This window comes from Streptomyces sp. NPDC016469, assembly GCF_040632905.1.
In the GTDB taxonomy this organism is placed as follows: domain Bacteria; phylum Actinomycetota; class Actinomycetes; order Streptomycetales; family Streptomycetaceae; genus Streptomyces.
This window is the reverse complement of the sequence record NZ_JBEYCQ010000040.1, coordinates 1-25,542: the sequence shown is the minus strand read 5'-3', so window position 1 is coordinate 25,542 and position 25,542 is coordinate 1. Positions and strand designations below refer to the sequence as shown.

General features: G+C 72.1%; 17 protein-coding genes and 1 pseudogene. 4 read left to right on the top strand and 14 right to left on the bottom strand.

Going from position 1 to position 25,542, the window contains the following annotated elements; all coding sequences use genetic code 11:
- Window positions 1-96 precede the first annotated feature (96 nt).
- The 12 genes from ABZ565_RS31485 to ABZ565_RS31430 all read right to left on the bottom strand — a co-directional run bounded on the left by ABZ565_RS31485 (window position 97) and on the right by ABZ565_RS31430 (window position 17,271).
- Entirely contained in the window at window positions 97-1,941 is a 1,845-nt protein-coding gene (locus ABZ565_RS31485) for an acyl-CoA dehydrogenase (protein WP_361034459.1), read from the bottom strand.
- A gap of 51 nt (window positions 1,942-1,992) precedes the next feature.
- On the bottom strand, window positions 1,993-3,240 hold the full coding sequence (locus ABZ565_RS31480; RefSeq protein WP_361034456.1) for a beta-ketoacyl-[acyl-carrier-protein] synthase family protein: 1,248 nt from the start codon (window positions 3,238-3,240) through the stop codon (window positions 1,993-1,995).
- Between the two features lie 82 nt (window positions 3,241-3,322).
- Complete coding sequence (locus ABZ565_RS31475; RefSeq protein WP_361034453.1) at window positions 3,323-4,255, bottom strand: carbohydrate kinase; 933 nt, start codon at window positions 4,253-4,255, stop codon at window positions 3,323-3,325.
- Window positions 4,256-4,344: 89 nt separating this feature from the next.
- Entirely contained in the window at window positions 4,345-5,217 is an 873-nt protein-coding gene (locus tag ABZ565_RS31470; protein ID WP_361034450.1) for an ABC transporter substrate-binding protein, read from the bottom strand.
- Between the two features lie 96 nt (window positions 5,218-5,313).
- The gene (locus ABZ565_RS31465) at window positions 5,314-5,940 is read right to left on the bottom strand and encodes a GNAT family N-acetyltransferase (RefSeq protein WP_361034447.1); all 627 of its coding nucleotides are present in this window, start codon (window positions 5,938-5,940) and stop codon (window positions 5,314-5,316) included.
- Window positions 5,941-5,982: 42 nt separating this feature from the next.
- The gene (locus ABZ565_RS31460) at window positions 5,983-6,309 is read right to left on the bottom strand and encodes a cupin (protein WP_020207421.1); all 327 of its coding nucleotides are present in this window, start codon (window positions 6,307-6,309) and stop codon (window positions 5,983-5,985) included.
- A 95-nt stretch (window positions 6,310-6,404) separates the two neighbouring features.
- A complete protein-coding gene (locus tag ABZ565_RS31455; protein ID WP_361034444.1) occupies window positions 6,405-8,030 on the bottom strand; it encodes a glycoside hydrolase family 13 protein in 1,626 nt (541 codons plus the stop codon).
- A 107-nt stretch (window positions 8,031-8,137) separates the two neighbouring features.
- Window positions 8,138-9,097, bottom strand: a complete 960-nt coding sequence (locus tag ABZ565_RS31450) for a carbohydrate ABC transporter permease (RefSeq protein ID WP_361034441.1) — start codon at window positions 9,095-9,097, stop codon at window positions 8,138-8,140.
- A gap of 16 nt (window positions 9,098-9,113) precedes the next feature.
- Window positions 9,114-10,073: a sugar ABC transporter permease gene (locus ABZ565_RS31445; RefSeq protein ID WP_361034439.1), complete on the bottom strand. Its 960-nt coding sequence runs from the start codon at window positions 10,071-10,073 to the stop codon at window positions 9,114-9,116.
- A gap of 91 nt (window positions 10,074-10,164) precedes the next feature.
- Window positions 10,165-11,589 carry an extracellular solute-binding protein gene (locus tag ABZ565_RS31440; protein ID WP_361034436.1) on the bottom strand — a complete coding sequence of 475 codons (1,425 nt, stop codon included), beginning with the start codon at window positions 11,587-11,589 and terminating at the stop codon, window positions 10,165-10,167.
- A 214-nt stretch (window positions 11,590-11,803) separates the two neighbouring features.
- Window positions 11,804-16,081, bottom strand: coding sequence for a discoidin domain-containing protein (locus ABZ565_RS31435; RefSeq protein ID WP_361034433.1), 4,278 nt, complete (start codon window positions 16,079-16,081; stop codon window positions 11,804-11,806).
- A gap of 329 nt (window positions 16,082-16,410) precedes the next feature.
- Window positions 16,411-17,271 (bottom strand): SDR family oxidoreductase, encoded by an 861-nt coding sequence (locus tag ABZ565_RS31430; RefSeq protein ID WP_361034430.1) that lies wholly within the window; start codon window positions 17,269-17,271, stop codon window positions 16,411-16,413.
- A gap of 89 nt (window positions 17,272-17,360) precedes the next feature.
- Between ABZ565_RS31430 and ABZ565_RS31425 the strand changes: the two genes are divergently transcribed.
- A complete protein-coding gene (locus tag ABZ565_RS31425) occupies window positions 17,361-18,089 on the top strand; it encodes a TetR/AcrR family transcriptional regulator (protein WP_361034427.1) in 729 nt (242 codons plus the stop codon).
- A 45-nt stretch (window positions 18,090-18,134) separates the two neighbouring features.
- Here ABZ565_RS31425 and ABZ565_RS31420 read toward each other — a convergent pair.
- A pseudogene (locus tag ABZ565_RS31420) lies at window positions 18,135-18,602 on the bottom strand (GNAT family N-acetyltransferase); the annotation flags it as partial.
- Window positions 18,603-18,774: 172 nt separating this feature from the next.
- Between ABZ565_RS31420 and ABZ565_RS31415 the strand changes: the two are divergent.
- Together ABZ565_RS31415 and pgm are read left to right on the top strand one after the other, a co-directional pair.
- On the top strand, window positions 18,775-19,494 hold the full coding sequence (locus ABZ565_RS31415; RefSeq protein ID WP_361034424.1) for a 4'-phosphopantetheinyl transferase superfamily protein: 720 nt from the start codon (window positions 18,775-18,777) through the stop codon (window positions 19,492-19,494).
- 33 nt (window positions 19,495-19,527) lie between these two features.
- Entirely contained in the window at window positions 19,528-21,168 is a 1,641-nt protein-coding gene (pgm, locus tag ABZ565_RS31410) for a phosphoglucomutase (alpha-D-glucose-1,6-bisphosphate-dependent) (RefSeq protein ID WP_361034421.1), read from the top strand.
- A 93-nt stretch (window positions 21,169-21,261) separates the two neighbouring features.
- Here pgm and ABZ565_RS31405 read toward each other — a convergent pair whose 3' ends face one another.
- Window positions 21,262-23,151 (bottom strand): rhamnogalacturonan lyase, encoded by a 1,890-nt coding sequence (locus ABZ565_RS31405; RefSeq protein ID WP_361034418.1) that lies wholly within the window; start codon window positions 23,149-23,151, stop codon window positions 21,262-21,264.
- A gap of 196 nt (window positions 23,152-23,347) precedes the next feature.
- Here ABZ565_RS31405 and ABZ565_RS31400 point away from each other — a divergent pair, with 196 nt between their 5' ends.
- Complete coding sequence (locus tag ABZ565_RS31400; RefSeq protein WP_361034415.1) at window positions 23,348-25,420, top strand: SpoIIE family protein phosphatase; 2,073 nt, start codon at window positions 23,348-23,350, stop codon at window positions 25,418-25,420.
- Window positions 25,421-25,542: the final 122 nt, after the last annotated feature.

Genomic DNA, 25,542 nt, shown 5'->3' with positions numbered 1-25,542 from the left:
GCGCGAACAGGGCGACGGTCGTCCAGTAGGCAAGGAGGACGGCGCCCGCCCCGAGCCCTTGTACGGCCCGCGCCGCACGGCGCGCCCGGGTGCCCCTCATCGCCCCGTCCCCGGGTGCCAGTGGGCCTCCGGATCGTCGTACGCGTCGGCGTAACCGGCGCCCGTGATCGGCCAGTCGGCGAGCATCTCGTCGGGGAAGGCGAAGGAGTCGGCGAGTTCCGGGAGGTGGGGGGCCACCGCGCCGATGAGCCGTTCCGTGTGGTCCGTCAGCGCCTCCGCCTGACCGGCGCTCAGGTGGCCGGCCGCGAGCAGGTCCCCGCTGTCGCGCGCGACCCGGCCCAGGGCGAAGAGCCGGGCCAGTTCGCCGAGCCGGTCCCGGTCCGCCCCGGGGGGCAGCGCCTCGACCGCCTCCGCGTACGCCTCGGCCGCCTGTCGGCAGGCGTGCGCCTCGACCCCGCGCAGCGCGGGCCCCGCCGCCGCGTTCCACCGGCCCAGCGGATCGCCGTGCGCCGTCCGGGCAGCCCGGGCCCCGGCGCGCGCGAACCACAGCTCCTCGGCGCGCCCCAGCAGCCGGACCAGGAACCGGAGGTCGGTGAGGTCGCCGTGGGCCGGGGCGGCGGGCTCGTACGGGGGGCGGTCGGCGAGCAGGGCGGCGGCGGCCCTGGCGTGGACGGCGAGGTTGTCGCCCTCGGCGGTGATGGCGCCCTCGACGCCGGTGACGAGCGCGGCCATCCCGTTGTTCTCCAGAAGGCCCTGGGCGCCGCAGCGCTCCCGGGACTCCACGATCACGGCCCTGGCCTGCCAGGTGATCCAGCCCTTGGCGATGTCCACCAGCCGCTCGGCCGCCTCCCGTCCGGCCTCGGGTCCCGCCTCGGCCGCCTCCCAGCGGTCCAGGACGCGGCGGTGCAGCAGGCTCATGGCGAAGACCGTGGCCATGGCTTCGGCGAGCGGCCCGTGGTGGGTGCGGTACGCGAGCACCGGCAGCCGCGCCCCGCGCCCGGCGGAGACGTGGCGGTGGCCCCCGTACCGCACTGCGACGGCCAGCGTGGCGCGCGCCGAGCCGACGGCGCTGGCGCTCATGGAGATCCTGCCGGTGACGACGCGGGCGATGGAGGCGAGGAAGCGGCGCCTGCGGCCCTCGATGGCACTGCGGAACTCCCCGTCGCCGTCGATCCGGCCCTGCGGGCCCGTCAGCAGCGCCTCGCGCCCCACGAAGACGTGGTCGAACGAGGTCAGGCTGTGGTCGACGGGGCTGCCCATGCGCGCCGGGAGTCTGCGCACACGTACGCCGGGCAGCGGTCCGTCGGCGTCGGTGAGCGGCACCAGCAGCAGGAACACCCCCCGGTCCGCCCCGCCGGCCAGCAGCCGCGCGGCGACGAGCCCCGACTTGGGGCCGCCGGGCTGCCCGGTGTTGGGCATGAACTTCTGCGCCCCGCAGTGCGGGGTGTGCAGCACGAACCCGTCGCGTACGGGGTCGTAGGCGGCGGTCGTCTCGACGGCCGCCGCGTCGTTGCCGTGCGCCACCTCCGTACACAGGAATGTTCCGGTACGCCGCAGCGTCAGGAACTCCGACAGGTCGCGGGGGCTGTCGGCGATGTGGTCCAGGAGGCTGCCGAGGAAGAGGTTGTAGTGGATGCCCGCGATGGTGGCGAGCGCCGGGTCGACCGGGGCCAGCCACTCGTGCAGGGCCGCCAGCGCCCGGAAGTCGGAGGCCGGGCGGGCGGCGCTGTCCAGGGCGTTGTTGAGGGTGCGCAGTCGGGCGTACGCGCGGGCGAGCCGTTCGTCCGGGGTGCCGCCGGCCCCCGGCCCCGGGGGCAGCCTGAACGGTTCGGTGGCGACGAGGCGCCGCCAGAAGCCGTGCTCGCGGCGGGCGTCGGCGCCGAGGAGTACGGAGGTGAGCGGGCGTACGAGGGGATCGACGCCGGTGAGCATGGTGGTCATACAAGGCTGAACGACCGGCGTACGGTCAGGACACCGGGCTCGTGCAGATGTTCACCGTCCGGAGGGGCGAAACCGTTCGAAGCAGAGGGCGACGTTGTGCCCGCCGAAGCCGAAGGAGTGGCTGACGGCCCGCTCGACGCGCAGGCGGCGCGGCTCCTTGGTGACGCAGTCGATGTCCCACTCGGCGGGCGGGGCGTCCAGGTTGGCGACCGGTGGGACGACCCCGTGTTCGAGGGTGAGCACGGTGGCGGCGGCCTCGATCGCGCCGGCGGCGGCGAGCGTGTGCCCGAGGACCCCCTTCGGGGCGGTGACCGGGGGCCGGTGCGGGAAGAGGCCGGCGATCAGCTCGGCCTCCATCGCGTCGTTCAGCGGTGTGGACGTGCCGTGCGCGTTGACGTGCCCGACCTCGTGGGCGGCCCAGCCCGCCGCGTCCAGGGCGGCCTCGACGGCGCGCCGGGCGCCGTGGCCACCGGGGTCGGGCGCGGTGGGGTGGTGGGCGTCCGTGGCGGCTCCGGTCCCGGCGAGCACGGCCCGTACGCGGGCGCCCCGGGCCGCCGCGTGCGCGCCGCGCTCCAGGACGAGCACGCCGGCGCCCTCGCCCAGGACAAAGCCGTCGCGGTCGGGTGCGAAGGGGCGGGACGCGGCGGCCGGGTCCCCGGTGCGCGTGGACAGCGCGCCCAACTGGGCGAAGGCCGCGGCCACGAGGGGCGTCAGGACGGATTCCGCGCCGCCCGCGACGACGAGGTCGCACCGGCCGGTGGCCAGGAGGTCGTGCGCGGTGGCGAGGGCGGTGGCGCCCGAGGCGCAGGCGGTGGCCGGGGCCAGGCTGGGGCCCTGGGCGCCCAGGTCGATGGCGATCTCGCCGGCCGCCGCGTTGGGCATCATCATCGGCGCGAGGAGCGGGGAGACGGCCTGCGCGCCGCCGTCGTCGAACCGGCGGACGTTGTCCACGAGGGCGGAGACCCCACCGACGCCGACGCCGAGCACGACGCCCACCCGGGCGCCGTCCCAGCGGTCCGGGCGCAGCCCGGCATCGGCGACGGCCCGGCGCGCGGCGACCAGGGCCATCTTCGCGAACCGCGCCATCCGCCAGCCGGCGCGGCCCCCGATGGCCTCGTCCAGGTCGGTCCGGTCGGCCCGGCAGGCGAAGTCGGCGGGCAGCCCGGCGAGTTCCCCGCAGTGCCGGGCCGTGGACCGCCCCGCGCACAGCCCGGTCCAGAAGGCCCGCTCGTCGTCGCCCACGGGGGTGACCACCCCCAGCCCCGTCACCACGGTCACCGTCCTCGCGTCCCGCGCCATGCCCCGGCCCTCCACTGCGTCGTCGGTCCCTCTGAGGAAGGAACGCACCGGACGCCGTCGAGGGTGCGGGCGGGGCCGGATGTCAGCCGAGCCCGAGCGCCCCGCGCAACTCCTCCTCGTCCGGCGGGTTCGCCCCGGCCCGGGCGACCGTTACGGCCGCCGAGGCCGCCGCGTGACGCAGTACGTCGCTCACCGTGCCCCGCTCCGGGGCGCGCAGCCGCTCCCGGCCGGACGCGCCGAGCAGGCCGTGGGCGGCGAGCGCGTGCAGGGTGCCGGACATGAAGGCGTCCCCGGCGCCCACCGTGTCGACCACGTCGGCGGGGAGCGCGCCGATGTCCATCTGGCCGCCCGGCAGGACTGCCGTGGCGCCGTCGCCACCCCGGGTGACAAGGACGAGTGCGGGGCCGGACGTGAGCCAGCGCCGGGCGGCCTCGGCCGGGTCCTGGCCGGGGTACAGCCAGTCCAGGTCCTCGTCGCTGGCCTTGACGACGTCGCTGAGACCCACGCACCGCTCGACCCTGCGTACGGCGGTGCCGTGGTCGCCCATCAGCGCCGGGCGCACATTGGGGTCGTAGCTGACGGTGGCGGCCGTCCGCAGCGACTCGACGGCGGCGAGCACCGTGGCCGCCCCGGGTTCGGTCACCGCCGCGATCGACCCGGTGTGGACGTGCCGGGGCTGCCGGTCGAGGGCGACCTGTCCGAGCGTCCAGGCGATGTCGAACGCGTACGAGGCACGGCCCTCACCGTCCAGGGTGACGACGGCCGACGGGGTGGCGCCGGGGGCGCCGTCCGTCAGCACCTCGACCCCCGCCCCGGTGAGGTGTGCGCGGATCAGCCGCCCGTTGTCGTCCCGGCCCAGCTGGGTGAGCAGCGTCGCGTCGTGGCCGAGCCTGGCCAGACCGTACGCCAGGTTGGCCGGGCTGCCCCCGGGGTGGATCCGGTCGGGGGCGTCCGGGACGCGGACGATGTCGGCGACGCATTCACCGATGACCAGGAAGTCGGGGCGGTCGGGCATGGGGGCGGGATCTCCCGGGGTGCGGCGGGGGTGTGACGGGGCGTCCGGCCCACCGTACGACCCCGGCCCGGCCTGTCCGGGCGGCGGCCCTACGTGTCCAGCGCGTCGGCCACCAGCTCCAGGAACCGGGCGTGGGCGTGGGCGCTGCACACCGGTTCCGGGTTCCACGGGACCACGCGGGCGGTCGCGGCGAGGGTCGTCCACTCGGCGTTGTCGCGCAGCTCGGCGAGCGGGGTCGCGTTGGCCCGGATGTCGGCGAGGACGATGCCGGGGCGCAGTGCGGCGGCCTCGGTCCAGCCGGTCGTGGACCAGTTGGCCCCCGGGCCCTCGGCGGGTTCGATCAGGTCGACGCCGAGGTCCGCGAGGACCCGGAGTTCGGGCCACATGCGGGGGCGGGCCAGGTGCGCCCGGTCCTGGCCCGCCGGGGAGAGCGCGAGGACCCTCACCCGGCCGGGGCCCTCGGTGAGGGCGCGCAGCCGGTCCCGCGCGGCGTCCAGTTCCCGGGTCGCCGAGTCCGGCTCCTCGGCGCCGAGCGAGCGGGCCAGCTCCGCGAACCGGTCGCCGATCTCGGCGAGGGTGCGCGCCTGGCCGACGTCGATGACGACGACCGGGACGTGTCCCTCCAGGTGCTTGGCGGTCTCCGGGTCGAGGCCGTAGACCTGGCCGCCGCCGTAGCTGACGGCGACGACGAGGTCCGGTGCGCAGCTCAGTAAGGCGTCCGCGTCCAGGGTGGCCCCGGCACCGGCGTACGCGATTGCGTCCAGGGGGAGCGACCCGGTCTTCGCGGGGTCGGGCGCGGCCGGGTCGTCGTGGCCGGAGCCGAAGAGCCCGGCCGGTCGTATCCCGTGGTCCCACAGGGTCGCGCCGGCCTGGATGTAGGCGAGCACCCGTTGCGGGCGCTCCCCGGTTGCCGACAACTGCCCCCGGTCGTCGGTGAATTGCCACACGGTCCGCTCGTTCACGTCACACGCCTCCCAGCCGGATTCCGCCGCCCGGCGACGGCGGTCGACCAGTACCTGCCCAGCAATCGCGGGCCGCACCCGCCGGAGGGGCGGCTCCTACAGATCCGCCCGCGTGGAGCGTACGAGGTAGGTGACGGGGCCGGGGTCGGGGACGTGTATCTCGGTGAAGCCGAGCCGGTCGTAGAAGGCCCTGGCCGGCGTGTTGGAGGTGAGCATGGACAGATGGACGCCCTCGACGCCCTTGGCGTTCAGGGCCGCGAGGAAGGTGTTCATGAGCCCCTTCCCGTAGCCCTTGCGCTGCCAGTCGGGCAGCAGGTCGATGTGCAGGTGGGCGGGGTGGCCGGCGAGTTCGGGCAGGACCATGCGCTCCGGGTCGTGCAGGAGGGCGGCCATCTCGTCTGCGGGGCTCCGCGGCGGGCCCTCGGGCAGCGGGAAGCGGTCCGCGACCCGGGGCAGCCAGCGCTCGCGGTACTCCTTCACGAAGCGGGGGGTGTCGGCGGTGCCGAGGATGTAGCCGACCGCGCGGCCGGTGCCGTCGTCGACGACGAAGGCGAGGTCCGGTTCCAGCTCGGCGTAGGGCGTGGCGAAGATGGACGGCACCAGTTCGTGGTCCGGGTAGATGTCCCGGGCGTCGCCGCCGCCCGCGGCGGTGCGTATGCAGATGTCCGAGAGGGCGGCGCTGTCTTCGGGGCGGTAGGGCCGGAGGCCGGGAAGCGGGGTCACCGGCCCATCCTGCCGATTCTGAGAGCGCTCCCACAAGGGGGTTCAGGGGTTGACGGCCGTGAGGAGGACGACCGCGTCCTCCAGGGCGAGCAGCCCGTGCCGCTCCTGCGGGATCGGGTGCAGCCGTCCGGGTGTCAGTTCGACGTCGCCGGAGGCCGCGGTGAGCCGGACGGAGCCGCGCAGGACCTGGAGCGAGGCGGCGGGCGGGGCGTTGTGCTCGTCCAGCGCGGAGCCCGAGGTGAGCGCGATGACGGTCTGCCGCAGCGGGTCCTGGTGGAGCAGGAGGTGGGCGCTGCGGCCGTGCGGCGCGTCTCGGGCCGCGGCCAGGTGCTCGGCGGCGAGGGCATTCAGATCGTTCGGAGCGTCCATATGCCCACTGTGCCGCAGCCCCGGCCGGCCCGCGAACCTGCCGCACGGGGCTGGGCGCGCTCCCACACGCCCAGCCCCGTGCGCCCGTGCCGTCGTCAGGCGCGCAGCCACACCGCCGTGTCCTGCGGGAGGCGGCCCGCCTCGTCCAGGGGTCCGCTGGTGAGCAGCACCGTGCTGTGCGAGGGCAGCTCGGCGGCCTCAGCGGCCAGGTTGACGACGCACAGCAGTCCGTCGGTCCTGGCGAAGGCGAGCACCCCGGGCGCGGCGTCGAGCCAGGTCAGCCGCCGGATGCCGGGCTCTCCCCCGGTCCCGAAGCCCGGTTCGGCGCGCCGCAGCCGCAGGGCCTCGCGGTAGAGGCTGAGCATGGAGTCCGGGTCGCCGTACTGGATGTCGGCGGCGTAGCCGGACCAGCCCTCCGGCTGCGGGAGCCAGGGCTCGGTGGTGGCGCCGAATCCGGCGTACGGTTCGCCCGCCGCCCAGGGCATGGGCACCCGGCAGCCGTCCCGGCCCGGGTCGGCGCCGTTCTTGCGGAAGTGCATCGGGTCCTGGATGCGGTCGAGCGGGATGTCGGCCTCGGGCAGCCCCAGTTCCTCGCCCTGGTAGAGGTAGGCCGCGCCGGGGAGGGCCAGCGAGAGGAGGGCGGCGGCACGGGCCCTGCGGGTGCCGAGGGCGAGGTCGGTGGGGGTGCCGAAGGTCTTCGCGGCGAAGTCGAACCCGGTCTCCTCGCGGCCGTAGCGGGTGACGGTCCGGGTGACGTCGTGGTTGCAGAGCACCCAGGTGGCGGGGGCGCCGACCGAGGCGTGCTCGGCGAGCGTGTCGTCGATGGCGGTCCGCAGCTTCTCCGCCTCCCACGGGCAGGCCAGGAAGTTGAAGTTGAAGGCGGTGTGCAGTTCGTCGGGGCGCAGGTAGCGGGCGAAGCGCTCGGTGTCGGGGAGCCAGACCTCGCCGACGAAGACGCCGCCGTACTCGTCGGCGATGGCGCGCCAGGAGCGGTAGATGTCGTGGAGTTCATCGCGGTCGACGAAGGGGTGCGGGTCGCTGCCGATGACGAAGTCGGGGAGCGCGGGGTCCTTGGCGAGCAGGGCGGCGGAGTCGATGCGTACGCCGGCGACACCGCGTTCGAACCAGAAGCGCAGCACGTCCTCGTGCTCGCGGCGGACGGCGGGGTGGGCCCAGTTGAGGTCGGGCTGCTGGGTGGCGAAGAGGTGGAGGTACCACTCGCCGTCGTCCAGCCTGGTCCAGGGGGTGCCGCCGAATTCGGAGACCCAGTCGTTGGGCGGGATCTCACCGTTCGCGCCGCGGCCCTTGCGGAAGTGGAAGAGGTCGCGTTCGGGGCTGCCGGAGCCGGCTTCGAGGGCGGCGCGGAACCAGGCGTGCTGGTCGGACACGTGGTTGGGCACGATGTCCACGATGGTGCGGATGCCCAGCTCGCGGGCCTCGGCGATCAGTTTCTCGGCCTCGGCGAGGGTGCCGAACGCGGGGTCGATCGTCCGGTAGTCGGCCACGTCGTAGCCGCCGTCGGCCAGCGGCGAGAGGTACCAGGGGGTGAACCAGAGGGCGTCCACGCCCAGTTCGACGAGGTAGGGCAGCCTGGCCCGTACCCCTGCCAGGTCGCCGGTGCCGTCGCCGTCGCCATCGGCGAAGCTGCGTACGTAGATCTGGTAGATGGCGGCGTCGCGCCACCAGTGTGCGGTGGCCTCGGACGGACGGTTGGCTGCCACTGACGTTCCTTTCGGGCAGGTGGGACTCCGCCGCCGGCCCGGCAAGCGGGGCAGGATGGAAGGGCCGGCGGCGGAGCGCTGAGGGGAGGCGGTCCGGGGAGCGGGTGTCAGCCCTTGAGGCCGCCCGCGGTGAGACCGCTCATGATGTTGCGCTGGAAGAGCAGGAAGATCAGCAGCGTCGGGATCGACGCGATGGTGAGCGCGGCGATCAGGATGTTCTCGGGGACGCCGCTGGCCAGTGAGTAGATGCCCACGTTGAGGGTCTGCTTGTTCGGGTCGGGCAGTGTGAGCATCGGCCAGAGGAAGTCCTTCCACACGCCGACGACGGCGAAGATGGAGACGACCCCGAGGATCGGCCGCGAGATGGGCAGGACGATCGAGCGCAGGGTGCGCAGGGGTGAGGCACCGTCCATGGCCGCGGCGTCGAGGAGTTCGCCCGGGATGGAGTCGAAGAACCGCTTCAGCAGGAAGATGTTGAAGGCGTTGGTGACCGACGGCAGCCAGATCGCCCAGGGCGAGTTGACCAGGTTGCGCTGGACGACGGGCACGTCCAGGACCGTGAGGTACTGCGGAACGACGAGCACGGTCGCGGGGATCATCAGGGTGGCCAGCATCATGCCGAGGATGACCTTGCCGAAGACCGGCCGCAGCTTGGACAGCGAGTAGGCGGCGGCCACGTCGAAGATCAGCTGGAAGGCGAGCGCGCCGAACGCGTAGTACAGGGTGTTGAACAGCAGCTTGGACAGGTCCATGACCGTCCATGCCTGGCTGTAGTTCTCGGTGTGCAGGGAGCTGGGGAAGGCCGTGGGCGGACTCTGCACCACTTCCTGGGTGGTCTTCAGACCGCCGGTGACCATCCAGTACAACGGGCCGAGGAAGACCGCCGTGAACAGGACCATCACCAGGCCGAAGACGATCCAGTAGACGGCCTTGCCGCGCGGCCGGCCGAGCTGGGCCGGTGAGATCAGGGTGCGCTGGCGGCCGCGTTCGGCGGCGCCCTCGGACCTGCGTCGTGCGGACTTGCGTGGGGTGCCCCCGCGCCGGGAGACAAGCGTGTTCGATGCCATGGTCCTGACTCCCGTCCTAGTCTTCGCTGCTGCGGCTCAGTCGTACGTACACCGCGGAGAATCCCGCGAGGACGACGAGCAGGACGAGGCCGAGTGCCGCCGCGCTGCCGTAGTTGTTGAAGTTGAAGGCGTACTGGTAGATGAGGTAGACGACGGTGGTGGTGGAGCCCTCGGGTCCGGCGCCGTTGGTGAGCAGGAAGGGCTCGGTGAAGACCTGCATCGTCGCGATGATCTGCATGAGCAGCAGCAGCGAGAGGATGAGGCGGGTCTGCGGGATGGTGACGTGCCAGATCTTGCGCAGCAGCCCGGCGCCGTCGAGCTCGGCCGCCTCGTACAGCTCGCCGGGGATGCCCTGGAGCGCGGCGAGGTAGATGAGGGTGGCGCCGCCCATGTTCATCCAGGTGGCCGCGATGACGACGGAGAGCATCGAGGTGCTGGTGTCCTGGAGCCACTGCTGTTCGGGCAGGTGGAAGATCGCCAGGATGCGGTTGAAGAGCCCGTAGCCGGGGTCGTAGAAGTACTTGAAGAGCAGTACGGAGGCGACCGGCGGCAGCATCACGGGGAGGTAGACGAGCAGCCGCAGGTATCCCTGGCCGTGCCGGAACTCGTTGAGCACGACGGCGACGGCGAACGGGACGACGAAGCCGAGGAGCAGGGCGAGGACGGTGAACAGCAGGGTATTGCGCCATGCCTGCCAGAAGGCCGGGTCGTTGAAGACGTACGTGAGGTTGGACCAGCCGGCCCAGGTGGTGGTGCCGTCCTCGTTCTTCTGGAAGGCCAGGATGAATTCCCGGACCATCGGATACCAGGAGAAGAGCGAGAAGCAGAGCACCGCTCCGATCAGGAAGCCGTGCGCTGAGATGTTGCGGCGCAGGGCGCGCAGGAACTCCTCGCGGGCGGAGTCCCGGCCTGCGGGGCCTGGGTGTCCTGGGCGAGGCCGGGTCGCCTTGCGGGGGGACAGGGTTGGGGCCGACATGGTGTCTCCTCGGTGCCGGTGTACGACGAGCGCGTAGCGGACGGGGTCCGGATGCGGGGCCGGGTCCGCGTGACCCGGCCCCGCGCGTCCGTTACTGGTTCGCCAGAACCTGGTTGACCTGCTGCTCGGCGGTGGAGAGCAGCTTGTCGATGTCCGCGTCCTTGTTGGTCAGGACACCGGACATGGCGTTGTCGAGGATCTTGTAGATCTCCTGGGCCTTCGGCGGCTCGGCCTTGCCGGGGACGGGGTTGTCCATGAACGCCTTGAAGTTCTCGACGGGCATCGTCGCGTTCTGGGCGCGTGCGACGTCGTCCTTGGCCTTGCTCTCACCGAGGAAGAAGTTCGGCTGCGGCAGGCCGACGGGGAGCTTGTCGGCCTTGGTGCGGGCCCAGTCGAACTGGCCCTTGCCGGGGGTGAGGTTCTTGAAGTTCAGCCAGGCGATGGCGGCCTTGATCTGGTCGGGCGAGCTGCCCTTCTTGATCAGGTAGTTGTTGCCGCCGAAGAGGGTGCCCTTGCCGCCGGGGATGGGGCCGAGGCCGAAGGTCTCGTACTGGGCGCCGAGCTGCTGCACCATGTACGCGATGTCGTCGGGGGCGGCGAGGAACATGCCCAGCTTGTCGCTGGCTATCTGCTTCTGGAGGTCGCCCCACTTGAGCAGCTGGGTCTTGCCCATGCTGTCGTCCTCCCAGCGCATGTCGTGCAGCTGCTGGAGGACCTGCTTGCCCGTCTCGTTGTTGAAGGCGGCCTTCTTGCCCGAGGCGTCGACGATCTCCCCGCCGAGGCCGAACTGCGTCGCGGCGAAGTGCCATCCGCCGTTGTTGCCGGCGCTGTACTCGCCGTAGCCGGAGATGCCCTTGCCGAGGCCCGCGATCTTCTTGGCGGCGGCGCGCACCTCGTCCCAGGTGGCGGGCGGGGTGTTCGGGTCGAGACCGGCCTGCTCGAACAGCTTCCGGTTGATCATCAGGCCCATGGTGTAGTTGCTGGTCGGCAGCCCGTAGAGCTTGCCGTCCTTGCGGGCCACATCGACGACCTGCGGCTGGATGTCCTTGAGCGCGGGCACCGTCTTGTCGTTGACGTAGGCGGAGATGTCCTCGGCCCCGTCGTTGTCCAGGACCTGCTGGAGGTCACTGAAGTAGGCGTAGAAGACGTCCGGCTGCGACTTGCCCTTCAGCATGGCGGTGAAGCGGGGCGGCTCGTTGCACTGGCCCGGAGTGGACTTCCCGTTGATCGTGACGTTCGGGTACTTCTGGTTGAACGTCTTGATGTCCTCCTTCCACTCCCGCAGCTCCGCGGCCTTGGCGGCCGGCGGCATGCAGTCGATGGAGATCGTCACCTTGGCCTTCGGGTCCAGCGGAGCCGAGGGATCGGACGAACCCTTGGACGAACTGCTCGAGTCGTCGTCCTTGCTGCTGCTCGTGCCGCAGGACGCGAGCGAGGTCAGGGCAAGTGCGGTGACAAGGGCAGCCGCGGAGGCACGGCTGATACGGCGTGTGCGGCGCAACCCAGCACTTCTCATCGATGGTCCCCTTCGGGCATGAGCGTGGATGGCCCTCGGCCGACTGACTGCCGGGGCGAGGCACACTCAACCAGCGTCGACATGTGAACGCAATATCTCGCGCAGTTTTCGTAAAAGTTTGACAGCGATTGGTACGCCGCATGCGGAACACGGCGTGCACGCAGCACGGGGCGCCGCCCGGCGGACCGGACGGCGCCCCTGGGTGCGGCGGTTGCTACGGGTTGATGTTGATCTTCATGGTGGACGTCGTGTTCTTCACGTCCTGGGCGTTGTCGCTGAACCTGAGCCCGTTGAAGGTGACCTCACCGACGGCGGGTCCCTGGCCGGCCTCGGGCATCTCGTTGGCCCACAGCCCGAAGCCGGACTTGGCGTCGAAGGCGTCGCCGCTCTTGTGGGCGCCGGAGATGGAGATGTCGGTCAGGATCGTGTCCTTGATCGGGAACTGCGGTTGGCCCCCCACGTAGTTGGTCTGGAACATGATGCCGCTGTACGTCGGGTCGACGATGTCGACGTGGTTGATCCGGATGCCCTGGAAGACCTTGGAGGCGGAGAACAGCCAGATGCCGGGGAAGGTCTGCGTGCCCCAGAAATGGCCGCCGGAGCGGACCACGGAGACGTTCTCGACCGTCGTCGGGCCGGTCCCGAAGCCATTCATCGGGTATCCGAAGTCCAGCGAGCTGACCGTGATCCCGGAGTAGACCAGGGTGTCCGCGATGCGGATGTTGCGGAAGGTGTTGTCGTAGCCGCCGTAGACGGCCACGCCTGCCGCGCGCCAGGTCAGGAGCGAGGTGAGGTTCTCGTAGACGTTGTTCTTCATGTCCGCGCCGCCGGCGTCGATCGCCGAGAACAGCGCGAAGCTGTCGTCACCGGTGGCCCGCGACTCGTTGTTGACGACGTGGTTGTCGGTCGATCCGTTGGTCATGTTGATGCCGTCGGCGAACGTGTCGCGGATACGGGAGTTCTTGATGGTGATGTTGTCGGTGTTGGCGCCCCAGTAGAGGCACACCGTGTGCTCGTTCCAGATGTTGTCGATGACCATGTCCGACACGTTGGAGAAGTCGAACACCTTGCCCGGTCCGTCGATGCGCGAGGTGTAGTTCCCGAAGTACGCGAAGTTCGCGAACGTCGAGCCCTTGGCGCTCGCCTCGGCCCGGAAGCCGATGTCGGTGTTCTCCTGCGTCGAGGGCGCGTGGAACCTGGTGTACCAGGGGCCCGCACCGATCACCTTGACGGCCTTGCCGTAGACCTGGAACTTGCTGGCGGTGTCGTAGTCACCCGCCGGCAGGTAGACGCCCACCAGTTTGCCCGTGGTGTCCATCCGGACCTTGTCCAGCGCGTTCTGGACGTCCTGGTGGGTGAAGCCGGCCGGGACGGCGTAGGCGGCCGGGTCCGGGTTGGCGATCTGGGTGGCCTGCTCCAGGCTGATGAAGTCGATCGCGTAGGTGCTGGTGTTGGCCGCGTCCTTCTGGAGCCGGATCCTGCTCCCCGCCGGCACGGTCCTGCCCAGCATCACGTTGGCCTCGTCGTAGATGTGCCGGGGTGAACCGGAGCCCGGGGAGTTGCCGGGGCCGGTTTCGGCGCCGTACAGCCAGGCGTACTTCGAGGTGAGGTCGATCGCCTTGAGGAAGGTGCCGTCCACGTACACGTTGAGCTTGGAGTCGATGCCGCCGCCGCCCGCGGAGTCCGGGACGGAGTAGCGGGTCACCAGGGTGTTGGTGCTGGCCCGGGTGGTGAATTCGACGTAGTTGCCGGTGTCGTTCAGCGTGACGGCCTTACGGCCGGACGCCTCGCCCGCGATGTCGCCGACGGTCCTGTTGGGCCCGACGACCTTCGCGCCGCCGCCGGTGACGCCGTCCTCCGCCTCGTAGGTGTCGTACGGCATGTTGGCGCCGCGCCCGACGAAGAAGGAACTGCTGACGGTGTTGTTCCCGCGCTTGACCGGCAACTCCTCGGCGTCGTCCGCGACCACCGTCTTCACGGTGTACGAGCCGTTGGCCGCCGTCCAGGAGCCCAGGTTCACCGGGGCGCTGGTGGCACCCGCGGCGATCGAGCCGTTGTAGCTGCCGGTGAGGGTCTTCACCGTGGCGCCCTTGGCGTCGAGCAGGGTCACGGTGACGGCGTGACCGCCCGAGGCGGAGGCGACCGTGCCCTGGTTCCTGATGGCGACCGAGAAGGTGACGTTGTCGCCCTGGGCCGGGGCGGACGGCGAGGTGGTGACCGCGGTGGGCACCAGGTCGGAGCTGGCGACCGGCTTGACGACCAGGCCCGAGGTGCTGGTGTACGTGTTGTCGGTCTCGTTCTGCTCGATGATCTGGTTGTCCGGGTCGGCGACCGCGCTCAGCGTGTACGTGCCCGCGTCCCGCGCCCCGATGTCCGCGCCGGCCTGCGTGGAGGCCCCGGCGGCGAGCGCGCCCACGTTCGCGGTCGCGACCTTGGTGCCGCCGAGCCGGAATTCGAGCTTGCCGGCCGGGGCGGCGACGGCGCCGGTGTTGCGCACCGTCGCGGTGAGCGTGACCGGGTCCGACTCGACGGGCGCGGCCGGGCTCGTGGTGACCCCGCTGACCTGGAGGTTCGGGTTGGGGGCCGGGACGCCCAGCACCTGGAACTCCGCGACCTGCCCGGCGGGCGCGCCGGTGTTGGAGGTGAACTTGAGCTGGACGTCGGCGACCCGGGCGCCGACGGGGATCGTCACCGTGTTGCCGCTGCCCGGACTGAACGCGTAGTCCTTGGCGGCGACCAGGCTGGTGAAGGAGGGGGCGCTCTGCTCCCGGCCGAGGACCTGGATGTTCTGGGTCCTGGCGCCCCAGGCGCTGTCCGGGTTGAGCTTCACGACGACGCTCTGCGTATCGGCGTTGGCGCCCAGCTTCACCGTGAGGGTGTTGGGGTAGCTGCCGCCGGCGCCCTCCCAGTAGGTGGAGAGCTGGTTGTCGTCGGCGTTCTCCGCGACGAAGGTGTGCACCACGGAGGAGGCGGTGATGGGCTTGCCGACGGCGAGGTTGGAGGCCGTGCCGGTGGAGCCGTTGCGGGTGACGGTGTTGCTGTCGCCCGAGACGTTGCCGGCCGCGTCCTTGGCGCGTACGACGTACGACACGGTGGTGCCGGCGGACTGGGTGTCGGTGTAGGTGGTGACGTCGCCGGCCACGGTCTTGCGCAGCACGTTGTTGGCGTAGATGTCGTACCCGGTGACGCCCTTGTCGTCGCTGGACGCCGTCCAGGTCAGCTTGATCTGTCCGGAGGCGGGCTCGGTGAAGCCCAGATTCGACGGTGCGGTGGGCGCCTGGGTGTCACCGGAGTCCCCCTTGCGGGTGACGGTGTTGCTGTTGCCGGAGACGTTGCCCGCGGCGTCCTTGGCCCGTACGTAGTACGAGACGGTGGAGCCGGCCTGCCGGGTGTCGGTGTACGTGGTGACGTCACCGGCGACACTGGTCAGGAGGGTGTTGTCGGCGTAGATGTCGTAGCCGGTGACGGCGGTGTCGTCCGTCGAGGGCTTCCAGGTCAGCCGGATCTGCCCGGTGGCCGGTTCGGTGTACGCCAGCTGCGTCGGGGCGGTCGGCGCCTGGGTGTCGCCGGTCTCGGGGCCGTAGACCTCCAGCTCGGAGACCTGGGCGCCGGGCTGGACGGTGTTGGCAGTGACCAGGACGCGGACGTACCGGGTGGTGGTGGCGTCGAAGGCGACCGTCGCCGTCTCGGAGCCGGGGCTGAAGGTGTACGCCTTGGCCTGGGTCAGGTCCGTGAAGTCGGAGCCGTTGGCGCTGCCCTGGATCTTCAGCGTCTGGCTGCGGGTCTCCCAGCCGTCGGGCAGCCGCAGCACCACGCGGTCGACGCGCACCGAGGAGCCCAGGTCGGCCTGGAGCCATTGCGGGAACTCGTTGTTGCGGCTCTCCCAGTAGCTGGCCCGGTTGCCGTCGTTGGCGTTGGCCGCGATGTACGTCTGGGTGTTGCTGCTGGCGGTGAGCGCGCGCCCGGAGGCGAGGTTCACCGAGGACTCCGCCGCCGCCCGGACCTCCAGTTCGGCGAGCTGGCCGTTGCCGGACGCGGTGTTCGCGGTGATGTCGGCCCGGACGAAGCGGGCTTGGGTGGCCGGGAAGCTGATGGTGACCTTGTTGGAGCTGCCCGGTGCGAAGGAGTAGGAGGCCGAAGTCTTCAGCGTGGAGAAGCTGGTGCCGTCGACGCTGCCCTGGAGAGCGAGCGTCTGGCGGCGGGCCGACCAGTCGGCGGGGAGCTTCAGCGTGACCTGGTCGATGCGGGTGACCTTGCCCAGGTCGCTCTGCACCCACTGGGGCAGGGTCGTGCCCGACCCCTCCCAGTAGGTGGACTGCTGTCCGTCGGCGACGTTCCCGGCGGACTTCCCGCTGCTCGCGGCGGCGCGGTGGCCGGCGGCGATGTTCGGGCCGCCGGCGGCCGAGGCGTTCAGCGCCGGCCAGGCGACCATCATCAGGCTGGTGGAGACGGTCGCGGAAAGGATCCGCCATCTCCAGCGTCGCGTTCTCATCTGTCCCCGATCTGCTGCCTCGGCGCAGGACGGCCGAGGCGCGGCTCAGTCTGCGACCCTGCCAGTACATGAATTTCTGCACTGACAGGATGACCTTTTGCGATTTGCGGTCAGAGAGTTGCAGAGAATTGACGCGGAGTCCACCACTCCGGCAGAACTGGACAGTCCTGCGGGCGCTGCCCGCAGGAGCCAACTGGCCTGACAAGAAGGGCATTTGACCACAGGACTGCCAAGACTTCTGGACGCCGCCACACGTGCAAGGAATGTGCGTAAATCTGTAAGCCGATGAAAGGTGCCAGCTCGGAGGGGTGTTCGCTCCGGGGTCCGGCCTATTCGGCCCAGGCGCGCTCCAGCAGCGTGCGGAAGGCGGTGGGCCGCCGGCCGATCAACGCGCTCAGGGTCGGATCGACGGCGGTGAACTCACCCTCCCGCGCCGCCGCGAAGATGCTCAGCATCAGGTCGGCGATGGGGGCGGGGGCACCGTGCGCCAGGGCCTGCTCGCGGAAGGCGTCGTCGGGGACGACGGTGCGGGTGAAGGGCCGCCCGGTGGCCTGGGCCGCCACCCCGGCGACGGCGTCGAAGTCGAGCGCCGCCGGACCGGTGAGCGGCGGGGTGGGCCCCTCGAATCGGCCCTCCTCGGTCAGGATCGCCGCGGTGGCCTCGGCGAGATCGTCGTGGCCGGTCCAGGCGACAGGGCCGTCGGCGGGGAGGGCGATGTCGCCGGTGCGGCGGGCGGGCTCCAGGAACCGCAGGGCGCTGGCGGCGTAGAAGCCGTTGCGGATCGCGGTCCAGGGCAGCCCCGTGGCGCGCAGCAGGTCCTCGGTCCGGGCGTGGTCACGGCACGCCTGGAAGCGGGAGTCGTGGGCGGCACCCGCCTGACTCGTGTACAGGATGCGGCCGGCCCCCGCCTTCACGGCGGCGTCGATCGCGGCGCGGTGACCGTTGACGCACTCCTCGCCCGTGCGGTCGAGGGAGACGAGCAGCACCTGTCCGGCGCCCTCGAAAGCGTGGACGAGCGAGGCGGGGTCGTCGAAGCTGCCCTGCCGGACACGGACGCCGCGGTCGGCGAGGCCCCGGGCCTTGCGGGGGTCACGGACGCTGACGCCGACGCGGTGGGCGGGGACGCGCTCCAGGAGGCGCTCGACGGTGCGGCGGCCGAGCTTTCCGGTGGCTCCGGTAACGATGATCACAGCGTTCTCCGAACATTGTTTCCAGTGGAATCGATTCAACGGTAACACCGGAACTAACGCTGGAAGCAAACTCTCGGTATCATCGATACATGCCTCTGCGTGAACCGACCGCCGATCCCCGCCGCCGCATCATCGAGGCGGCCGTCGGGCTGCTGGAGAGCGGCGGCCCCGGCGCGGTGAGCACCCGCGCGGTCGCCGCCGCGGCCGGGATGCAGCCGCCGGCCATCTACCGCCACTTCGGCGACAAGGACGGGCTGCTGGAGGCGGTCGCCGAGTACGGCTACGCGCAGTTCCTGGAGAGCAAGCGCGCACAGCTCGACCCCGCGCCGGAGAACCCGGTGGAGGAACTGCGCCGCGGCTGGGACCTGGTGGTGGAGTTCGGGATTTCGCGCCCCGAACTCTTCGCCGTGATGAACGGGGCCACCGGCTCGGCATCGGACGCGGCGCACCATGCCGGCCTGGAGATCCTCCACGGCCGGGTGCGCCGGCTGGCGGCCGCGGGGTGGCTGCGGGTCGACGAGGAACTGGCCGCCCAGATCATCCAGGCAACCGGCCGGGGCGGGGTCGCCACCTGGCACTCCACCCCCGCGGAACGCCGCGATCCGGCGCTGTTGACCGTCCTGCGCGAGTCAATGGTCGCCGCGGTCACCCGCGCCGAACCCACGGTCTCCGCCGCCGAGTCCGGCCCCGCCCCGGCGGCCCGCGCGCTGCGCGCCGCCCTCCCCGACGACAGCGGCGTCCTGAGCGACGCGGAGCAGCGCCTGCTGAACGAGTGGCTCACCCGCCTGGCGGCGGACGGCGGCAGGCAGCAGGACTGATGACCCGCCACCCGGCCCCGTACGGAACGGGGCGCTCACCCGCCGCGCCCACCGGTACCGGACGTCCGGCTCGTTCTCCTCGTTACGGCTGCCGCCGTCGAAGGCGACCGCGGTGAACCCGTGACGCTCGTAGAAGCAGCGGGCCCCGGTGTTGCGCTGGAAGGTGTACAGGGCGAGGCCGTCGGGGACGGCCTCCCTGGCCGCCGCCAGCAGGAGCGAGCCGATCCCCCGGCGGCGCAGACCGGGGTCGATGTAGAGGTGTTCCAGCTCGGAGCCGTCCAGCGAGAGGAAGCCGGCGATCCGTACGTCCCCGCCCTCGCGGGTCTCGGCCACCCGGACGTCGGTGCCGGGCAGGACCACATGGGTCATCCACGCAAGGGTCGCCTCGTCGCTGTGCACCCGGGCCAGATACGGCATGGCGGCGGCGCGGGAGGCGAGGAAGAGCCGGGTGAGGGGCTCGGCGTCGTCCGGCCGGGCCTTCCGGAGCACGGCGGGACGGCTGTCCGACGGCATGGGCTCTCTCCAATCCGAGTGGCCACCGCCAGGGGCGCGGGGCGCACGGTGATCGAACATACGTCGGGCACGCTCCGGATCTCCATAGGATAAGAGCGCCCCTGCCCCGCCGGTGCCCGTCCGGGGCGCCCCTCCCCGCCGAGGAAACGACGCAACGGTGTACCAGCCCCACGTGTTCACACTGACCGAGGACGGCTACCGGGGGCCCGCGCCCTCCTGGAGCTCCGGCGACCCCTCCCTGTGGCTGGTGGACACCGAGCGCGCGGCCGAGGCCGCCCGGCTGCTGGCGCCCAGGATCCTCGACGCCTCGGAGCTCGCCCGGATGGAGAAGCTGGCCTTCCCCGCGGACCGGGCGTGCTACACCGCCGCCCACCTGGCCCTGCGTCTGCTGCTCGGCGCCCACCAGGGCGTCGCCCCGGAGGCCGTACGGCTGACGCGGCAGCGCTGCCCCTCCTGCGACGGCCCGCACGGCCGGCCCGCGACCGGCGGCGGCGCGCACTTCTCGCTCTCCCACACCCGGGGTGTCGCGCTGCTGGCGTTCGCGGGCGTCCCGGTCGGGGTGGACGTGGAGCGCGTCCCCGAGGCCCGGGTGGTGACGGAGGTCGCCGGCCAGCTGCATCCCGCCGAGGCGGCCGAGCTGGCCGAGCTGCCGCAGGAGGAGCGGCCCGCCGCCTTCACCCGGGTGTGGACCCGCAAGGAGGCGTACCTCAAGGGTGAGGGCACCGGCCTGGCGGGCGGTCTGCACCGCGAGCACGTCGGCACCGGCCCGCGCCCGCTCTCCCCGCCGGGCTGGGCCGTCACCGATGTCGCCGCCCCCGCCGGGTACGTGGCGGCGGTGGCCGTACAGGCGGCGGGGCGACCGCCCGCCGAGGGCCACGACCGGCGAAAATAACCGCACCGACCGACCGATACGGAGGAGTGGCAGATGCCGCACGCACGAGCCGGACAGCAGGCGCGCCCCGAGGATCTGACCGATGTGGCACGGCTGGTGACGGCGTACTACGCACTGCACCCCGATCCGGCCGAGCCCGGCCAGCGGGTGGCGTTCGGCACCTCCGGGCACCGCGGTTCATCGACGGCCACCGCGTTCAACGAGGACCACATCGCGGCGACCAGCCAGGCCATCAGCGAGTACCGGGCCCTCCAGGGCACCGACGGGCCGCTGTTCCTGGGGGCGGACACCCACGCCCTGTCGGAGCCGGCCCGGGTCACCGCCCTGGAGGTGTTCGCCGCCAACGACGTGCGCGTCCTCATCGACTCCGAGGACGGGTACACCCCGACGCCCGCGGTCTCGCACGCCATCCTCACGTACAACCGCGGCCGCACCTCCGGCCTCGCGGACGGCGTCGTGGTCACCCCGTCGCACAACCCGCCGGGCGACGGCGGGTTCAAGTACAACCCGCCGAGCGGCGGTCCTGCCGGGTCGGAGGCGACCGGCTGGATCCAGGACCGGGCCAACGAGATCATCGCCGGCGGGCTCAAGGACGTCCGCCGGGTGCCGTACACGCGGGCGCTCGCCGCCTCCACGACCGGCAGGTACGACTTCCTCGGCACCTATGTGGCGGACCTGCCCTCCGTGCTCGACCTGGACGCGGTGCGCGAGGCGGGGGTGCGCATCGGCGCCGACCCGCTGGGCGGCGCGTCGGTCGCGTACTGGGGGCGGATCGCCGAGCAGCACCGGCTGGACCTGACCGTGGTCAACCCGCTGACCGATCCCACCTGGCGGTTCATGACGCTGGACTGGGACGGGAAGATCCGGATGGACTGCTCGTCGCCGCACGCGATGGCCTCGCTGATCGCTCAGCGCGACCGCTACCAGATCGCCACCGGCAACGACGCCGACGCCGACCGGCACGGCATCGTCACCCCGGACGCCGGGCTGATGAACCCGAACCACTATCTCGCCGTGGCCATCAACTACCTGTACGCGCACCGGGAGAACTGGCCGTCCGGGGCGGGCGTCGGCAAGACCCTGGTGTCCTCCGGGATGATCGACCGGGTCGCCGCCGACCTCGGCCGGGAGCTGGTCGAGGTGCCGGTCGGCTTCAAGTGGTTCGTGGACGGGCTGGCCGACGGCTCGCTGGGCTTCGGCGGCGAGGAGTCGGCCGGGGCGTCGTTCCTGCGGCGGGACGGCTCGGTGTGGACGACCGACAAGGACGGCATCCTGCTCGCCCTCCTGGCCTCCGAGATCCAGGCGGTGACCGGCGAGTCGCCGTCCCAGCACTACGCCGCGCTGACCGCCCGCTTCGGCGAGCCCGCCTATGCGCGGATCGATGCCCCGGCGGACCGCGAGCAGAAGGCGGTGCTGGCGCGCCTCTCCCCCGAGCAGGTCGGCGCGGACACCCTCGCCGGTGAGCCGGTGACCGCCGTGCTCACCACGGCGCCGGGCAACGGGGCCGCCATCGGCGGGATCAAGGTGACCACCGAGAACGCCTGGTTCGCCGCCCGCCCCTCGGGCACCGAGGACGTCTACAAGGTGTACGCGGAGTCCTTCCGGGGCGCCGGACATCTGGCCCAGGTGCAGGAGGAGGCCAAGGCCGTGGTTTCGGCGGCGCTGGGCGCCTGACCCCGGCGGGCCCGCCCTCCCGGCACGGCGCTGGGCGCCTGACCCCGGCGGGCCCGCCCTCCCGGCACGGTGCCGGGAGGGCGGGCCCTGGGCTCAGGGGGTCCACACCGTGGGTCTCGGGGCGGCCGCCATCCCGTTGCCGAGGAAGAAGCCGGGGTGCGGGGGCTGGTTGTAGGCGGTGTTCTGCCAGGCCAGTGCGGTGCGGTAGGTGGTGTCGTGGAGCAGGGTGGTGATCCTGGTGCCGGTCTCGTACGGCGTGGAGTAGATCCGCAGCGCCGTGTTGTCGGTGGTGGCCCAGACCACCTCCTCGCGCCAGTCGCCGAACAGGTCGCCCGAGATGACCGGGGTGGCCTTCGTGGAGTTGTTGGAGTGGACCGAGGCGCCGGTCAGCAGGCGGGTGTCGCCGGAGGTGCCGTACTTGTCGATGTGGGTGCCGTCCAGCAGTTCCCGGGTGGTGTCACCGTCCCACCAGGCGAGGAAGTTGGTGCTGGAGGGCTTGCGGCTCGCGACCACCGTGCCGTGCGGGTCGCGTATCCCGGAGGCCGCCGACGACCAGGACTCGGCACCGGGGCTGCCCGCCCAGATGTCGTCGCTGACACCGCGTCCGTTGTCGCCGCCGGCGGGCGTCGACCAGATGATCTGGCCGGTCCTCGCGTCGGCCATCCAGGACGAGGGCTTCGAGCCGTCCTCGTCCACCTTGAACTCCTCCAGGCCCGGGCGCGCCGGGTCCAGGTCGCCGACGTGCATGGCGTCGCCGTGGCCGTTCCTCGTCGTCCAGAGCGCGCGGCCGTCGTCGTCCACGGCCATGGCACCGTAGACGATCTCGTCCCTGCCGTCGCCGTCGACGTCGGCCACCGACAGCTGGTGGTTGCCCTGGCCGTCGTAGCCCCGGCCGGAGTTGGTGGAGCTGTTGGTGTCGAAGGTCCAGCGCCGGGTGAAGGCCCCGTTGCGCCAGTCCCAGGCGGCGATCACCGTACGCGTGTAGTAGCCGCGGGCCATGATCAGCGAGGGTCTGCCGCCGTCCAGGTAGGCGGTGCCGGCGAGGAAGCGGTCGACGCGGTTGCCGTAGCTGTCGCCCCAGGAGGAGACGGTGCCGCGTGCGGGGACGTAGTCGACGGTGCCCATCGCGGCGCCCGTCAGGCCGTTGAACATGGTGAGGTATTCGGGGCCGGACAGGACGTAGCCGGAGGAGTTGCGGTGGTCGGCCGATGCGCTGCCGATGACGGTGCCCCTGCCGTCGACGCTGCCGTCGGCGGTCTTCATCGCCACCTCGGCCCGCCCGTCGCCGTCGTAGTCGTACACCTGGAACTGCGTGTAGTGCGCGCCGGAACGGATGTTGCGGCCCAGGTCGATCCGCCACAGCCGGGTGCCGTCGAGCTTCACGCCGTCCACGATGGTGTTGCCGGTGTAGCCGGACTGGGAGTTGTCCTTGGCGTTGGTGGGCTGCCACTTCAGTACGAAGTCGAGCGCGCCGTCACCGTCCAGGTCGCCGACGGAGGCGTCGTTGGCCTCGTAGGTGTAGGCGACACCGTCGGGCGTCGTACCCCCCGGGGGCGGGCTGATGGGCACGTCCTTGTAGCCGGCCCGGAACTGGACCGCGTGTACGGAGTCGCCCTGTTCGACGCCGCCGACCACCGCGCGCACGGTGTAGTCGGCCGAGTTGGGGGCGCCCGTGTGGAAGTAGTTGGTCGAGCCGGTGATGGGCGAGGCGTTGACCTTCGTACCGGCGCGGTAGACGTTGAAGGCGACGGAGTCCGGGTCGGTGGCGAGCCAGCGCCAGCTGATGAGGTTGCCGGAGTCGGTGTGCACGCTGACGACGCCCCGGTCCAGCGCCTCCACCTGGCGTGCGGTCGCCGCGTGCGAGGTTTCGCCGGTGACGACCAGTCCGGCGGCGGCGAGCACTCCGGCGGTGACGGCGCCGAGCAGGGTACGGGTCCGGGTGGTACGGCGTCTGCGGGGAGTGCGGGGTTGCCCTTGAGCCACGGTACGTGCCTTCCGGTGTGGGGGTGGGTGGGGTACTCCTCAGTGGCCGCCGGGCGCGGAAAGGTTGCCGCCCCGTGCGATCCCGTACGCCCTCACCCGTTCGGCGCCGCGCGGTGGCGGGCGCGGCCCGGGGGCGCGCAGGCTGTCCGGAGAGCTGCCGATCGCCAGGGGTGGCGAAGCCCGTTGGGGGTGCGACGTGTCGGACACCGGTACCACGGCCCCTGGTGCGGGCGCGGCCGACGACATGGCGGGGGCGCTGCTCGACACGCTGTTCAGCCAGTCCGCGGTCGGTCTGCACGTCCTGGACACCGGTCTGCGGGTCGTCCGTGTCAACGCCCTCACCGAGGGCGTGGACCCCGGCCGGATCGTCGGGCTGCACTTCAACGACGCGTACCGGCTCGACGACCCGCAGGAGGCGGAACGCCTGCTGGACCAGGTGCTGAAGACGGGCACTCCGGTGCTCAACCGGACCATCCGCGGCCGCCTCGCCCTGGCCACCGGCCCTTCCCGCAGCCTGAACGTCACCCTGCACCGTCTGGACGCCGAGGACGGCCGCCCGCTCGGTGTGCTGGCGGCCGTGGTCGACGTCAACGAGCGGGAGAAGGCGCATGTCCGGGCCGATGTGCTGGCGGCCGTGCGGCGGGGGGCGGGCCACTCCCTGGATGTGGCGGCGACCTGCGAGGGGCTGGTGTCGGCACTGGTGCCCGCGTTCGCCGACCTGGCCGTGGTCGAAGTGGTGGACGAGGTGCTGCGCGGCGCCGATCCGCCGCTGAGTCCGCTGGACCGGGACGTCCCGCTGCGGCGTGCGGCGGTGCGGGGCACGGGGCTGGCGCCGGACAGCCTGGTCGGTGAGCTGCGCCGGGTGCCCGAGGCGACCCCGTTCGCCCTGGCCGTCACGGATCTGCGGCCCCGGCTGGTCGAGCTGGGCCCCGACACGCCATGGCTGGACGCCGACCCGGCGACGCGCCGGATGATCGAGGCGACCGGGGCGCACTCGATGATCGTGGCGCCGCTGAAGCTGCACGGATCCGTGCTCGGCCTGGTGAGCGTGTACCGGCACCGGGGCGATCCGTACGACGAGCGCGACCTCACCCTCGCACTGACCGCCGCCGCGCACACGGCGCTGAGCATCGAGAACGCGCTGCGCTACGCCCGCGAGCACGTGATCGCCTCGACCGTCCAGCGCCGGCTGCTCCCCCAGCACGAGGGAGAGCGGGTCGCGGTCGAGACCGCGCACATCCTGCTGCCGGGGCGCAACAGCGGCTGCTGGTTCGACACGATCAGCCTCTCCGGCGCCCGGACGGCGCTCATCATCGGCAACGTGGCCGGACACGGGTTGCAGACGGCCATCACGATGGGGCAGCTGCGCACCGTCATCCAGGCGCTGGCGGGGCTCGACCTGGAGCCCGACGAGGTGCTGGCCCGGCTCAACGACACGGCCGACCGGCTGGTGAAGGAGCGCCGTCTGCTGCCGCCCGGGGACTCGCTGCACCGTCAGCCGCTGACGGCCACCTGCCTCTACGCGGTCTACGACCCGTTCACGCAGGTGTGCACGGTGGCGCGCGCCGGGCATCCCGCGCCGGTGGCCGTGGGGCCGGACGGGCGCCCGCTCGTGCTGGACGTGCCGGAGGGGCCGGCGCTCTTCTCGGAGGACAGCGCGCCCTTCGCGACGGGTTCGGTGCGGCTGGACGAGGGCAGTGTGCTGGCGTTCCTGACCGGTTCGCTGCTGCCCGAGGAGCGGTCGGTGGAGCGGGTGCGGGAGGCGCTGGCCTTTCCGGAGCGCCGGCTGCCGGACCTGTGCGACGCGATCGTGTACAACCTGCCGGCCGAGGCCGATCGGGACGGGGCCGCGCTGCTGCTCGCCCGGACGGGCGTGGTGCCGCCGGACCGGGTGGCGACCTGGGAGCTGGCCCACGACCGGACGACTCCGGCGGTCGCCCGCACCCTGGTCCGGGACCGGCTGGAGGGCTGGGACCTCGACGAGGACACCATCGAGGCGACCGAGCTGATCATCAGCGAGCTGATCACGAACGCGGTCCGGTACGGGACGCCGCCCCTGCGACTGCGGCTCCTGCTGGACCGCGCGCTGACCTGCGAGGTCCACGACACCAGCCCGGTGGCCCCGCATCTGCGACACGCCCGGACGGTTGACGAGGGCGGCCGCGGGCTGTTCATCGTGTCGCAGCTCGCCAGCCACTGGGGCACCCGCTACAGCACGAACGGCAAGGCGCTGTGGACCGAGCAGGAGATCCCGGAAGAGGACTCCTGACGATCGGTGCGTGCGCCGGCGGGCACACGGGTGCGGCGCACCCCGGCCCCGGGGGGCGGGGGGGCCCGCCCGGGGGCGCCAGGGGGCGGGCCGGGGTGAGCGGGGCCCCCCCCGGGGGGGAC

What these genes read in the sequence shown, in the direction of transcription:
- ABZ565_RS31435 (WP_361034433.1), bottom strand. Translation starts at nt 16,081, where the DNA reads ATGAGAACGCGACGCTGGAGATGGCGGATCCTTTCCGCGACCGTCTCC.
- ABZ565_RS31485 (WP_361034459.1), bottom strand. Translation starts at nt 1,941, where the DNA reads ATGACCACCATGCTCACCGGCGTCGATCCCCTCGTACGCCCGCTCACC.
- ABZ565_RS31475 (WP_361034453.1), bottom strand. Translation starts at nt 4,255, where the DNA reads ATGCCCGACCGCCCCGACTTCCTGGTCATCGGTGAATGCGTCGCCGAC.
- ABZ565_RS31450 (WP_361034441.1), bottom strand. Translation starts at nt 9,097, where the DNA reads ATGGCATCGAACACGCTTGTCTCCCGGCGCGGGGGCACCCCACGCAAG.
- ABZ565_RS31460 (WP_020207421.1), bottom strand. Translation starts at nt 6,309, where the DNA reads ATGGACGCTCCGAACGATCTGAATGCCCTCGCCGCCGAGCACCTGGCC.
- ABZ565_RS31445 (WP_361034439.1), bottom strand. Translation starts at nt 10,073, where the DNA reads ATGTCGGCCCCAACCCTGTCCCCCCGCAAGGCGACCCGGCCTCGCCCA.
- ABZ565_RS31425 (WP_361034427.1), top strand. Translation starts at nt 17,361, where the DNA reads ATGCCTCTGCGTGAACCGACCGCCGATCCCCGCCGCCGCATCATCGAG.
- pgm (WP_361034421.1), top strand. Translation starts at nt 19,528, where the DNA reads ATGCCGCACGCACGAGCCGGACAGCAGGCGCGCCCCGAGGATCTGACC.
- ABZ565_RS31440 (WP_361034436.1), bottom strand. Translation starts at nt 11,589, where the DNA reads ATGAGAAGTGCTGGGTTGCGCCGCACACGCCGTATCAGCCGTGCCTCC.
- ABZ565_RS31480 (WP_361034456.1), bottom strand. Translation starts at nt 3,240, where the DNA reads ATGGCGCGGGACGCGAGGACGGTGACCGTGGTGACGGGGCTGGGGGTG.